Source organism: Kerstersia sp. (genome assembly GCF_052103615.1).
GTDB lineage: Bacteria > Pseudomonadota > Gammaproteobacteria > Burkholderiales > Burkholderiaceae_B > Kerstersia.
In genome coordinates this window covers 1-12,893 of sequence record NZ_JBQEKA010000088.1, presented here as the reverse complement: position 1 = coordinate 12,893, position 12,893 = coordinate 1, and the positions used below count along the sequence as shown (strand labels likewise).

Here is a 12,893-nt window from a genome sequence, read left to right as displayed (position 1 = left end):
GGTGCTCAACGACAACGATATGTCGATCTCGCCGCCGGTGGGGGCGCTGAACCGCTACCTGGCGCGCCTGATGTCCGGGCGCTTCTACGCCACGGCGCGTAACGTTGGCAAGGCGGTATTGCAGCATGTGCCCCCGGTGCTTGAAATGGCGCGGCGTTTTGAAGGCCATGCCAAGGGGCTGGTGACGCCTGCGACGTTGTTTGAGGAACTGGGGTTCAATTATGTCGGCCCTATCGACGGCCACGACATGGATGCGCTGGTCCCCACGCTGCAGAATCTACGTTCGCTCAAAGGCTTGCAGTTCCTGCATGTCGTGACCAAAAAAGGGCATGGCTACAAACTGGCCGAAGCGGATCCGGTGCTGTATCACGGGCCGGGGAAATTTGATCCGGCGGTGGGTATCCAGAAAAGCAGCACGCCATCACGCCAAACCTTCACGCAAGTGTTCGGGCAGTGGCTGTGCGATATGGCCGAAGCCGACGAACGCCTCCAGGGCATCACGCCAGCCATGCGTGAAGGCAGCGGCATGGTGGCCTTCGAGCAGCGTTTCCCGCAGCGTTATTTCGACGTGGGGATTGCCGAACAGCATGCCGTGACCTTTGCGGCAGGGATTGCCTGCGAAGGGCTCAAGCCCGTTGTGGCGATCTATTCCACCTTTTTGCAGCGTGGCTACGATCAGCTGATTCATGATGTGGCATTGCAGAATCTGGATGTGACTTTCGCGCTGGATCGGGCCGGCCTGGTCGGCGCCGACGGGGCGACGCATGCCGGCAATTACGACATTGCCTTCCTGCGCTGCATTCCGAATATGGTGGTCGCCACGCCTTCGGATGAAAACGAAACCCGCTTGCTGCTGACGACCTGTTATCGGCATGCGGGGCCGGCCTCGGTGCGTTATCCGCGCGGCGCGGGCATGGGGGCCGAGATGACGGCGGGGCTGGACGAAGTGCCGCTGGGCAAGGGCCGCCTGTTGCGCCAAGGCAGCCGCATTGCCATCCTGAACTTCGGCACGCTATTGCCGGCAGCATTGCAGGCGGCCGAGCAACTGGGGCTGACCGTGGCGGACATGCGTTTCGTCAAGCCGCTGGATACCGAGCTGTTGCGCCAGCTGGCGCGGGAACATGAAGCACTGGTGACGCTTGAAGAAGGCTGCATCATGGGCGGGGCGGGCAGCGCAGTCAGCGAGGTGCTGAATGCCGACGGGCTCGATATTCCTGTGCTGCAGCTGGGTTTGCCGGATCAATTCATTGATCATGGCGACCAGGCGGCGCTGCTGGCCCAGCAAGGGCTGGATGGCGCCGGGGTGGAAGCGTCCATCCGGGCGCGTTATGCCAGCTTGCTGGCAAGCGGGCACGCTGCCTGAGGGGCGGCGGGCAAGGCGCGACCCGGCAGGTTTGCCTGAGACCCGGCATATCCTTATTCATCCATGGATAAAAGGGTCTTTGGGGCGCGCATGCTACGCTATCGGTAATATTGGTACTTTGATTCTTTTCCCGTGCCGCCCTGAGTGGCGGCACCGTACAGGTTATTACTCATGACATCCATTGCTGATTCCGCCGTCGTCATTCCTGACGTACAGAGCTTCGCGGACGTGCGCCAGATTCCCATCCAGCGGGTCGGAATCAGCGGTGTGCGCCATCCCATGGTCGTGGCCGACGGCAGCGGCGCAGCCCATCCTACCGTTGCGGAGTGGACCTTGACCGTCGCGCTGCCGGCGGAAGAGAAAGGGACGCACATGTCCCGCTTTGTGGCGCTGCTGGAAAAATATCGCACGACGCCGCTGACCCCGGCCCTGTTCAGCGCCATGGCGGCCGAAATGCTGCCGCTGCTGCATGCGCAATCCGGCGATATCACGGCTGCCTTCCCGTACTTCATCAACAAGACGGCGCCGGTATCCGGTGTGCGCAGCCTGCTGGATTACGCGGTGGTCTGGACGGCGCGCGCCAATGGCGACGCTGTCGAGTTCGAGCTGACCGTGACTGTGCCAGTGACCAGCCTGTGCCCTTGCTCCAAGAGCATTTCCAAGTATGGCGCCCATAACCAGCGTTCGCATGTGACCGTGCGCACCGTCGTGACGGAAGCCGCCTTCAGCCTGGATGAGCTCATCAGCCAGATTGAAAAGCAGGGCTCTTGCGAATTGTGGGGCCTGCTCAAGCGGCCTGACGAAAAATACGTCACCGAGCGTGCCTACGAAAACCCGAAATTCGTCGAAGATATCGTGCGCGATGTGGCCGCGACGCTGAATGTGCATACGGGTATTGCCGCATACCGCGTGACGGTGGAAAATTTCGAATCCATCCATAACCATTCGGCTTATGCCGTGGTGGAAGGTCACGGCAAGGGCTGAAAACCTGCCGTGTTGCCGTATGGCAAATAGTGCCGGTCAGCTTTCCCGGTGACGTACGGCCCTGACAATGTCAGGGCCGTACGTCGTTTTATGGTGTTTTTTCTTGCTTTTTTAGGGGGCAAGGACCATAATCGAAAGCTTTCTTGCCCGATTGTCTTGGCGTCGGTGTCTCGTGGTGCCTTCGGAATCATTCCGGGTTGCCCGGGAGCCGGGTCGGATGGCGGGCTGTTCCGTTGGCCGGAGTTCATTCCGGCAGGCGGTCATCCACGGGAGTATCACTCTAATGCGTCACTACGAAATCGTATTTATCGTCCACCCGGACCAAAGCGAGCAAGTGCCTGCGATGGCCGAGCGCTATCAGGCGATCGTCACGGCACAAGGCGGCAAGGTGCATCGTCACGAAGATTGGGGCCGCCGCCAGCTGGCTTACCCGATCCAGAAGCTCGTCAAGGCTCACTATGTTTGCCTGAACATCGAATGCGGCCAGGAAGCCCTGGACGAACTCGAACATGCGTTCCGCTACAACGACGCCATCCTGCGTCACCTCGTCGTCAAGACCAACGCTGCCCCCGCTGGCGCGTCCGTCATGATGAAGAGCGTCGAGCGCGAAGAGGCCCGCAAGGCCAGCGCTGAAGCTGCCAGCGCCGCCAGCGAAGCTGAGGCTGAGTAAATCTGCCAGGATACTGTCGTTACTGCTACCGGCATGGCTGAAATGGCCAACCAGGTGCGGCTGGATGCAAGTGTCATTGCTTCCGGGCCGCTGCGCTACAGCCCCGCAGGGCTTCCGATTCTGGATCTGACGCTCGCGCATCAGTCCGAACAGATGGAAGCCGGCAGGATGCGCAGGGTAGAACTGGAAATTGCCGCTGTCGCCATGGGAGATCTGGCATCACTGCTTGCCGGAACGCCTTTGGGATGTGCGGTGCGGGCTGAGGGGTTTTTGCTCCCGGCGCGCAAAGGTTCTCCCCGCATCGTGCTGCATTTGCAGCGGGTGCAGAGGCTGCTGGCGACGGAAACGGTAACGACCGCCTGACAGATAAACGCATATACGATATCCGCCGGTTCAGGCCGGCAACGAAATTGAAAGAGACTTACTATGGCTCACTTTGGTAAACGCAAGGAAAAGCGCAAGTTCACGCAACAGAACCCTCTGTTCAAGCGCCGCAAATTCTGCCGCTTCACGGTGGCTGGTGTTGATCAGATCGACTACAAGGATCTGGACACGCTGCGTGACTTCATCCAGGAAAACGGCAAGATCATCCCGGCCCGTCTGACCGGCACCAAGGCGCACTATCAGCGCCAGCTGGACTCCGCCATCAAGCGCGCGCGCTTCCTGGCCCTGTTGCCGTACACCGACAACCACAACTAATCCCGGGGGCTTACTGTCATGCAAGTTATTCTGCTCGAAAAAGTCGCGAACCTGGGCAACCTGGGTGACGTCGTTCGTGTCCGCAACGGTTACGCACGCAACTACCTGATCCCCCAGAAGATCGCCCGCCGCGCTACCGACGCTGCTTTGAAGGAATTCGAAGCCCGCCGCGCTGAACTGGAAAAAATCCAGGCCGAGAAGCTGGCTGCTGCCCAGGCTCTGGGCGAGCGCCTGAACGGTCAGGAAGCACTGATCTCGCAAAAGGCTGGCGTCGATGGCCGCCTGTTCGGTTCCGTGACCAACGCCGACATCGCCGGCGCCCTGGTTGCTGCCGGTTTCGCTGGCATCGAAAAGGCTCAAGTGCGTCTGCCTAACGGCCCGCTCAAGAGCATCGGCGAATTCGAAGTGCAAGTCGCTCTGCACACCGACGTCATCGTCGATATCAAGGTTCGCATTCAGCCTGAACTGGCCTAAGTGTTACCCTTCGTGCGGCCTGGCGTTCAGCGCCGGGCTGTACGGCAGAAAAGCCCTCCTTCTGGAGGGCTTTTTCTTTTTCGCTGCTAGTGTTTTCCGCGAGAAGGCAGGGTGTGCGCGGTATGGCGCGGATTCGGCCCCAGCCAGGCAAGGGGAGAGAATAGGGGTTTCCCCTGAGTGGCGAGGGGCATCTCTGAATACTTTCCGGCGCTAGGCTATACTTTGTTGGTTTTTCACCATGCGGATCGTCTGAAACGTGCGCGGTATGCTTCACGCCAGATTTGAAACAGTAGTCCTTTGTTTGTCGCCTTCGGCACGAACGAGGTATTGTCTTTCACTGGCAGCGGGAAGCGGGCTGCCCCGGACGCGCATCGAAGCCGATGGACGCCAAGCCTGCGAAGACGCAGTTGCCCAGGGCGCTACCATCGGCTTTTCTGTTTCTGCCGGATCGCGGCATGATGCAAGAATGGTCCCTGACGCCTGGTATTCGCACGCAGGCGGCTGGGTAGGATTCCACTGACTCTCATAAGACCTGACAGGTATCACATGAAAATCCACGAGTATCAAGGCAAGGAACTGCTCAAAAAGTTCGGCGTGCCCGTGCCCCGCGGCATCCCGGCTTTCTCGGTTGACGAGGCTGTTGCAGCGGCCGAAAAACTGGGCGGCCCGGTCTGGGTCGTGAAGGCCCAGATTCACGCAGGCGGCCGCGGCAAGGGCGGCGGCGTCAAGCTGGCCCGTTCGCTGGAAGAAGTCCGCCAGCTGTCCTCGCAAATTCTGGGCATGCAGCTGAAAACGCACCAGACCGGCCCGGAAGGCCAGAAGGTCAACCGTCTGTACATTGAAGACGGCGCGGACATCCAGAAGGAATACTACGTTTCCGTGGTGACTGACCGCGGCACGCAGAAAGTGGCTTTCATCGCGTCGAGCGAAGGCGGCATGGACATCGAGGAAGTGGCGCATTCCACTCCCGAAAAGATCGTGACCGAATACATCGACCCGCTGACCGGTCTGACCGACGCGCAGGCTGCGAAGATCGCTGCCGCCATCGGCCTGGAAGGCGAGTCCGCCAAGCAAGCCGTTGACGTGTTCAAGAAGCTGTACCAGTGCTACATGGAAACCGATGCGTCGCTGGTGGAAATTAACCCGCTGAACCGCGACAGCAAGGGCAACATCATCGCCCTGGACGCCAAGTTCAACTTTGATTCCAACGCGCTGTTCCGCCATGCCGATATCGTGGAATACCGCGATCTGGACGAAGAAGACCCCGCTGAAATCGAAGCCAGCAAGTTCGATCTGGCCTACATCCAGCTCGACGGCAACATTGGTTGCCTGGTGAACGGCGCTGGCCTGGCCATGGCTACCATGGACACCATCAAGCTGTTCGGCGGCGAGCCGGCCAACTTCCTGGACGTTGGCGGTGGCGCTACGGCCGAGAAAGTGACCGAAGCCTTCAAGATCATGCTGAAGAACAAAGATGTGAAGGCCATTCTGGTCAACATCTTCGGCGGCATCATGCGCTGCGACGTGATCGCCGAAGGCGTCATCACCGCTTGCAAGGCCGTCAACCTGAGCGTGCCGCTGGTCGTCCGCATGAAGGGCACCAACGAAGAACTCGGCAAGAAACTGCTGGCTGAATCTGGCCTGCCCATCATCAGTGCGGACACCATGGCCGAAGCGGCCACCAAGGTCGTCGCCGCCGCTGCCTGAACCCATTGCCGAGGATTTCAAGAAAATGTCCATCCTGATCAATAAAGACACCAAAGTCATCACCCAGGGCATCACCGGCAAGACCGGTCAGTTCCATACCCGTGCCTGCCGCGAATACGCTAATGGCAAGGAAGCCTTCGTGGCTGGGGTGAACCCCAAGCGCGCTGGCGAAGATTTCGAAGGCGTGCCCATCTACGCCACCGTCAAGGACGCCAAGGCCGAAACCGGCGCTGAAGTGTCGGTGATCTATGTGCCGCCCGCAGGCGCTGCTGCCGCCATCTGGGAAGCCGTCGAGGCTGACCTGGACCTGGTGGTTTGCATCACCGAAGGTATCCCCGTTCGTGACATGCTGGAAGTGCGCAACCGCATGAAGGCCAAGGAAGCGGCTGGCGGCAAGAAGACCTTGCTGCTGGGCCCCAACTGCCCCGGCCTGATTACCCCGGACGAAATCAAGATCGGCATCATGCCCGGTCACATCCACCGCAAGGGCCGCATCGGCGTGGTCAGCCGCTCCGGCACCCTGACTTATGAAGCCGTGGCGCAAGTCACCGAACTGGGCCTGGGTCAATCCAGCGCCGTCGGTATCGGTGGTGACCCCATCAATGGCCTGAAGCACATCGACGTCCTGAAGCTGTTCAACGACGATCCCGATACCGACGCCGTCATCATGATCGGTGAAATCGGTGGTCCGGACGAAGTGGAAGCCGCGCGCTGGGCCAAGGACAACATGCGCAAGCCGGTCGTCGGCTTCATCGCCGGTGTCACGGCGCCTCCGGGAAAGCGCATGGGCCACGCTGGCGCGCTGATCTCTGGCGGTGCCGATACCGCCGACGCCAAGCTGGAAGTGATGGAAGCCTGCGGCATCCGCACGACCCGCAACCCGTCGGAAATGGGCAAGCTGCTGAAGTCGGTGCTGTAATAAACGGCAGGGGGCCGGGTCGGATCCATCGGGTCTGATCTATTCCCCCGCCACGCCCGGAAACAGGCTGAATGGCCTTGGACGCGGCGTGAATCAAGGAGGCTGGAGCAATCCAGCCTCCTTTTTTTGTGAGGAATCCGGGGCGCCCGGCGCCAGCGCGCCGTGCGGCACTTTGTGCGCAGGGGCGCTGGCAGCGTATGATTGGGCCTGCCGCCAGAGGCAGACTTGTCATGGATCAAGCTGCGCGCTGGGGCGTCATGCTCAAATAACCCGCGGACCTGCTGCGCCGACGGGCAAGCCGGAGGCGTAGGCAACCGGGAGCGTACAGGCGCGATGCCTGGAAACAACGGGAGTTGAAAATGGGTATTACCAAGAAAGAGAAATCGACGGATTCGGGCCTGAGCCTGCTGGGCGGCCTGGGCATTCTGGCCATCATCGGTGTCGTCGCAGCCATCATTCTCAAGTCGCTGCTCTGAGATGGCAGTGGTTTCATCCCCGGATCGGCTGGTCATTGCAACCCGGGTAAGCCGGCTGGCTTTGTGGCAGGCGCATCATGTCCGGGATCTGCTGCAATTGCAGTATCCCGGCTGCCGCATTGAACTGCTGGAAATGACGACGCAGGGCGACCGCATTCTGGATCGCAGTCTCTCCAAAATCGGTGGCAAAGGCCTGTTCGTCAAAGAGCTGGAAAATGCCTTGCTCGATGGCCGCGCCGATCTGGCCGTGCATTCGCTCAAGGATGTACCGGTACTGATGCCGGACGAATTCAGTCTGACGGCGATTCTGCCGCGCGCGGCGGCGCAGGATGCATTCGTGTCCTCACGCTACGCCAGCCTGGCGGCCATGCCGGCAGGCGCCGTGGTGGGGACGTCCAGCCTGCGCCGTGCCGCGCAATTGCTGGCGGCCTATCCGCAACTGGATGTCAGGCCTTTGCGCGGCAATCTGGATACCAGGCTGGCCAAGCTGGATCGTGGCGAATATGACGCCATCATCCTGGCGGCTGTCGGTTTGCGCCGGCTGGGGCTGGCGGCCAGAATTCGTGATGTGCTGTCCCCGGATGTGTCGCTGCCCGCGGTGGGGCAGGGCGCGCTGGGAATTGAAATTCTGGCCGGACGGACAGAACTCGCCGCGCAGCTGGCGCCGCTTAATTGCCCGGAGAGCTGGCGTCTGGCTCAGGCCGAGCGCACGGTGTCCGCTGTGCTTGGCGGTTCCTGCCAGGTGCCGCTGGGCGCCTATGCGGAACAGGATGGCGACAGGATTCGTCTGCGGGCCTTGGTGGCCAGTGTGGACGGCAAGCGTTTGTGCCGGACGGAAGTGTCCGGCCCGCAGGACGACCCGCAAGGCTTGGGGCAGCGCGCCGCGCAGGCCCTGATTGCCGAAGGCGCGCGTGAACTGCTGGCCGAGGCCCAGGCCGCCAGCCAGGGCGATGCCGGTTAAGGCGCTGCCGCCGGCAGCCAGGGCAGGTAAGCCGCCAGCCCTGGCCGTCCTGACCCGTCCGCAGGGGCGTAATGATGCATTGGCCATAGGGTTGGCCGAGCAAGGTTTTGAAGTGGTGCTGCTGCCGGCGCTGGCGCTGGTGGACGCTGACGCCGCGACCCTGGCGCCGGATCTGGCGGATTTTGATTTGCTGGTCTTTGTGAGCGGTGCCGCAGTGCGGGCATTCCGGCGCTTATGCGCTGTCCAGGGGCGGCTCACCTGGCCGGACGGTGTCTGGGCGGCCGCTGTCGGCCCTGCCACCGCTGCCGCCTGGGATGAGCCCATGGCGGGGCCGTCTGCGCCGCCGCGCTGGCGTATCGCGCCTTCGGCGCAGGCGGCCAGCCATGATTCCGAACATTTGCTGGCCGCCATGGATGCCCGGGGCATGCAGCCGCGCCGCGTTTTATTGGTGCGCGCCGGGCAGGGGCGGGATTGGCTGGCAGAGCGTCTGCGCGAGCGGGGAGCTCAGGTGCGCAGTTTCACGGCTTATCAGCGCGAGCCGCAGCCCTGGAATGCCGCGCAGCGTGAGTTCATGCAGGCTGCGGCGGCGCGTCAGCAGCAGGCATTCTGGCTATCCACCAGCGGGGAAGGGCTGGCCGCCGTGCGTGAGCAGGCGCAGCTGGCGGGTATCCTGCCCTGGTGGCGCAATAGTGGCCATATCGTGACACATGCGCGTCTGGCTGACCGGCTTGCCGGGGAGGCGACTGGCGCCGTGCTTCAGGCAATGGTAAAAATCTGTTTGCCGCTAGATACCATGATTCAGCGTGCTTTTATGGCGCTACGCACAGAATTGGACTAATCCTGCGAAAGAACCGACGATGCGCTGACGTCGGTAGCAGCTGGCTCTGGGATTACAATCGCACCATGACTAAAGAAACAATCAACCATGATGCGTCGGTGACGCAGCCCCCTGTTTCGGACAAGCCCGCAGCGGAGACCTCTGCCGTGCCTGTTGGCGCAGCGGCGGCATCTGCCGCATCGGCCACAGAAACCGCCGATGCCGGCAAGGCTGGCAAGACTGGCATGGGCCCAGGCAAAGCCGAGACCGGCAGCGGCAAACCGGCAGCGCCGGCGGCAGACGCAGCCAAGGGGCGCGGCGCCGGTAGCCCGCCGCCTGTGGAGCCTGGCAAGGGCCGTCCCGGCGAACCTGGCGGCAGCGGGCGTGGCAAACGCAGCGGTTTTTCGCTTGGTTGGCTGATGGCCTTGATTCTGGTGCTGGTGGTTTTGGCGCTGGGGTACGGGGCCTGGCAGCAGAGTCAGGATTTTGATAGCGCCGGCCGCGAGCTTGCCACGCGCCTGGAGAATATGGAGCGCGAGCTGGCGGGAACGCGGCGCGATGCCCAGGAGGCCCTGGCCCTGGCACGCACGCAGGATGCCAAGGTGCGCGCCAATGATGCCGCCCTGCAGGAAGCGCGCAGCCAGTATCTGGCGCTGGAGCAGGCCTGGCAGCGCTTTAATAATGGGACGGACGATCACTATCTGCTGGACGATGTTGCGCGCGCGATTGAAATCGCCGATCAGCAATTGCGTCTGGCTGGCAGTGTCAGCAATGCAGTGGTCGCGCTGGAAACCGCCAGCGCCCGGCTGGCAGATACCGACAGGCCGCGTTTCGAGGCCTTGAAAGCCGCGCTGGAGATGGATCTGGACCGCTTGCGCGCTGTTCCTGTGGTCGATGTGCCCGCCATTGCCGCCCGTTTGCATCGCCTGCAAGCCTTGCTGGCCACGGCGCCTTTGATGGTGCCCGATGAAGCCGCGCCGCGTCCTGTTCAGTCCAATGAAGAGGCGCCGCCGGCTGCGCGCCATAGCGATAGCGCCGCCTTGCCGGAAGATGCCGCCTGGTGGTCGCGCTGGCAGGCTGTCGTCAGTGATTGGGCGGGGGATGTCACCGATGCCATCGGCCAGGAATTGCGCGGTTTTGTCAGTGTTCAGCGTGTCGGCAGCCCGGATGCGTTGCGCTTGTCGCCCGAGCAGGGAGCCTATCTGCGCAATGGGGTGCGCACCCGTCTGCTGACCGCCCAGCTGGCACTGATGATGCGTCAGCCGGAAGTCTGGAAGGGTGAGATCGAAGCGGTGCGCGGCATCGTGGCGGACTTCTATGACGGGCGCTCGCCGGATGCCGTGGCGGCCTTGCGCAGTCTGGATGAGCTGCTGGCGACCAATGTGGCCCAGCCGCTGCCCAGCCTGGATGCCAGCCTGGCGGCGCTGGAAAGCCTGCGTGCGGAAACCCGCAGCGCGGCAGCCCCGCAGGAGGATTGAAGCGATGGCCACTTGGTTTAAATCACTGCTGTTGCTGGTTCTGGCTGTCACCGTCGCCGTGTTGCTGCGGCGCTACGAAGGGGATGTGCTGATTCTTTTGCCGGAATGGCGGGTGCAACTGACCCTGGCGCGAGCCGTGGCCGTGGTGTTGCTGGCCTTCGTGCTGCTGTATTTCGTGCTGCGCCTGATTTCCTGGGCGCTGGCTATTCCCGAGCGTTTGCGGGGCTGGCGCCAGCGCCGTGTGCAAAAGCGCGACATGGAACTGCTGGAACAGGGCTGGATCACCTTGCTGGAAGGGCGTTACGCGCAGGCTGAAAAGTCGCTGACCGCCTTGCTGGATCAGGCCAAGCCGCAGCGCCGCAAGGTGCTGGCTGCCTTGTCTGCCGCGCGCGCGGCTGATGAACTGGGCGAGTTTGAGCGCCGTGACAGCCTGCTGGTGTCGGCCGCAGACCATGCGGCCGGGGATGATTCCCTGGCGCAGGCCGTGATGCTGGTTGGCGCGGACATGCAGCTCAACCAGGGCAAGCCGGCGGATGCCTTGGCACGTCTGGCGCCGCTGCAGGAAACGGCGTCGCGCCATCTGCATGCGCAGCGCCTGTTTCTGCGTGCTCACTATGCCTTGGGGCATCATGAAGAGTCGTTTGCCTTGGTCAGGGCTTTGTCCCGCCGTGGCGTGCTGGATACCGCCGAAGCGCGGGCCATTCTTGGCACGACTGCCGCAGCCCGGTTGCGGGGCAGCCAGGGCGATGATTGGCGCAAGGTCTGGAAGGATCTCAAGTCCGAGGAGCGCCTGTTGCCTGAGGTCGCGCTGGCAGGGGCTTATTGCTTTGATGAAGCGGGGCATCCGGAAGAAGCTGGCAAAATTCTGGAAGCCGCCATCAATGACAGCCTGGATGCGCGGCTGATCGAGGCCTATGCCCAGTGTGATGCCGAGCAGGTGTCACGGCGTCTGGAAAAAGCGGAAAAATGGCTGCATCGCAATGCCGATCAGCCGGAGCTGCTGCGCGCGCTGGGAACGCTGTGTCTGGAAGGCCAGTTGTGGGGGCCGGCGGAACGCTATCTGATGCGCAGCGTGCAGCTGAAGAACGATTCGCGCACCCACGTATTGCTGGGCAGCCTGTATGACCGCCTGGGCAAGGCGGATGACGCGCTGCGTCACTGGCGCCTGGCCAGCAAGGCGCATCTGGGCCGCCTGCCTGAATTGCAGCGCAAGTCTTACCTGCCGGCTGCGGATACCCAGGCCGATCCCAAGATTCGCGATGCCGACGATTCCTTCGGTTCGCTGGGGCGTTACCCGGCGGCGGTGGCGGCTGCGCCTGTGGCCGTCGTGCTCGATGAAATCGAGGCCGATGCCGTGACAGTGCCGTTTGCGGCTATGCATGACGAATTGGAGGCCGATGCCATGGTGGTGCCTCCGGCAGAGGCGGCCAGCGCGGTCGTGGCCGATCTCGGCACCGAGACGCGCAGGCGCGGCAACGAACCGGCGCCGGATGATGTGCCGCCTGCCGATGCTGTCGCCGGGCTTGACGATTTCGACGAGTATTTCGATAGCGCGCCCTTGCCTTATCCGCTGGATGCGGAGGGTGCCGAGGCAGCCAGCCAGGACAAACCGGCGGCTCCGCAAGACAAGAATTCCTGATTTTTTCAATTCCTACTCATAAACAAGGTTGGTCAATGAGCTTAGATCGTGTCGCCGCCGGCAAGAACCTGCCGGAAGACTTCAATGTCATCATCGAAATCCCGGCCAATGCCGATCCGGTCAAGTACGAAGTCGATAAGGATTCGGGCGCTGTGTTCGTGGACCGCTTCATGCTGGCGGCCATGCACTATCCCTGCAACTACGGCTACATTCCCCAAACGCTGTCGGACGACGGCGACCCCGCCGATGTGCTGGTGATCACCCCCTTCCCGGTGCAAATCGGTTCCGTCGTGCGTTGCCGCGCCATTGGCGTGCTGAAGATGGACGACGAAAGCGGTGGCGATGCCAAGCTGCTGGCTGTGCCGGTGACCAAGCTGTACCCGCCGTACCGCCACATTGAAAAGCCGGAAGACCTGCCGGAAGAAGACCTGGCCCGTATCAAGCATTTCTTTGAACACTACAAAGATCTGGAAAAGGGCAAGTGGGTCAAGGTGCAAGGCTGGGAAGGCGCCGAGGCCGCCCGCAAGGAAATCGAAGACAGCGTGCGCCGCTATCAGGAAACCGCCAAGGACTGATACCTATACCTGGCGGAAATTGGCCCTGGTGATTCATGACTGAACCGCTAGGATCAAGAAAAAGCCAGCACCGGCTCAAGGCCGGTGCTGGCTTTTTTCATGAGGGTAAGGGCTGCTGGCGGTGTGAAATG

At 62.2% G+C, this 12,893-nt stretch carries 13 protein-coding genes; all 13 read left to right on the top strand.

Translation table 11 applies throughout. From position 1 onward, the window contains the following. Nucleotides 1-1,363, top strand: a 1,363-nt coding sequence (gene dxs, locus ACTJGZ_RS13855) for a 1-deoxy-D-xylulose-5-phosphate synthase (RefSeq protein WP_441663496.1), incomplete at its 5' end; no start/stop codon positions are given. A 171-nt stretch (nucleotides 1,364-1,534) separates the two neighbouring features. Continuing rightward, the gene (folE2, locus tag ACTJGZ_RS13850; protein WP_441663495.1) at nucleotides 1,535-2,347 is read left to right on the top strand and encodes a GTP cyclohydrolase FolE2; all 813 of its coding nucleotides are present in this window, start codon (nucleotides 1,535-1,537) and stop codon (nucleotides 2,345-2,347) included. Nucleotides 2,348-2,630: 283 nt separating this feature from the next. Further along, complete coding sequence (rpsF, locus tag ACTJGZ_RS13845) at nucleotides 2,631-3,017, top strand: 30S ribosomal protein S6 (RefSeq protein WP_415832872.1); 387 nt, start codon at nucleotides 2,631-2,633, stop codon at nucleotides 3,015-3,017. A gap of 33 nt (nucleotides 3,018-3,050) precedes the next feature. After that, nucleotides 3,051-3,380, top strand: coding sequence for a primosomal replication protein N (priB, locus tag ACTJGZ_RS13840; RefSeq protein ID WP_441663494.1), 330 nt, complete (start codon nucleotides 3,051-3,053; stop codon nucleotides 3,378-3,380). Between the two features lie 63 nt (nucleotides 3,381-3,443). Beyond that, complete coding sequence (rpsR, locus tag ACTJGZ_RS13835; RefSeq protein WP_441663493.1) at nucleotides 3,444-3,716, top strand: 30S ribosomal protein S18; 273 nt, start codon at nucleotides 3,444-3,446, stop codon at nucleotides 3,714-3,716. An 18-nt stretch (nucleotides 3,717-3,734) separates the two neighbouring features. Continuing rightward, nucleotides 3,735-4,190 (top strand): 50S ribosomal protein L9, encoded by a 456-nt coding sequence (gene rplI / locus ACTJGZ_RS13830; RefSeq protein WP_127773505.1) that lies wholly within the window; start codon nucleotides 3,735-3,737, stop codon nucleotides 4,188-4,190. A 546-nt stretch (nucleotides 4,191-4,736) separates the two neighbouring features. Beyond that, nucleotides 4,737-5,897, top strand: a complete 1,161-nt coding sequence (gene sucC / locus ACTJGZ_RS13825) for an ADP-forming succinate--CoA ligase subunit beta (RefSeq protein ID WP_441663492.1) — start codon at nucleotides 4,737-4,739, stop codon at nucleotides 5,895-5,897. A 25-nt stretch (nucleotides 5,898-5,922) separates the two neighbouring features. Further along, nucleotides 5,923-6,816, top strand: coding sequence for a succinate--CoA ligase subunit alpha (sucD, locus tag ACTJGZ_RS13820; RefSeq protein WP_441663491.1), 894 nt, complete (start codon nucleotides 5,923-5,925; stop codon nucleotides 6,814-6,816). Nucleotides 6,817-7,293: 477 nt separating this feature from the next. Beyond that, entirely contained in the window at nucleotides 7,294-8,253 is a 960-nt protein-coding gene (gene hemC, locus ACTJGZ_RS13815) for a hydroxymethylbilane synthase (RefSeq protein WP_441663490.1), read from the top strand. After that, nucleotides 8,243-9,091 (top strand): uroporphyrinogen-III synthase, encoded by an 849-nt coding sequence (locus ACTJGZ_RS13810; protein ID WP_441663489.1) that lies wholly within the window; start codon nucleotides 8,243-8,245, stop codon nucleotides 9,089-9,091. The genes hemC and ACTJGZ_RS13810 overlap by 11 nt, the downstream gene beginning before the upstream one ends. 65 nt (nucleotides 9,092-9,156) lie before the next feature. Further along, a complete protein-coding gene (locus ACTJGZ_RS13805; RefSeq protein ID WP_441663488.1) occupies nucleotides 9,157-10,548 on the top strand; it encodes a uroporphyrinogen-III C-methyltransferase in 1,392 nt (463 codons plus the stop codon). Between the two features lie 4 nt (nucleotides 10,549-10,552). Beyond that, complete coding sequence (locus tag ACTJGZ_RS13800) at nucleotides 10,553-12,187, top strand: heme biosynthesis HemY N-terminal domain-containing protein (RefSeq protein WP_441663487.1); 1,635 nt, start codon at nucleotides 10,553-10,555, stop codon at nucleotides 12,185-12,187. Nucleotides 12,188-12,222: 35 nt separating this feature from the next. Beyond that, nucleotides 12,223-12,762, top strand: coding sequence for an inorganic diphosphatase (gene ppa / locus ACTJGZ_RS13795; RefSeq protein ID WP_441663486.1), 540 nt, complete (start codon nucleotides 12,223-12,225; stop codon nucleotides 12,760-12,762). Nucleotides 12,763-12,893 lie beyond the last annotated feature (131 nt).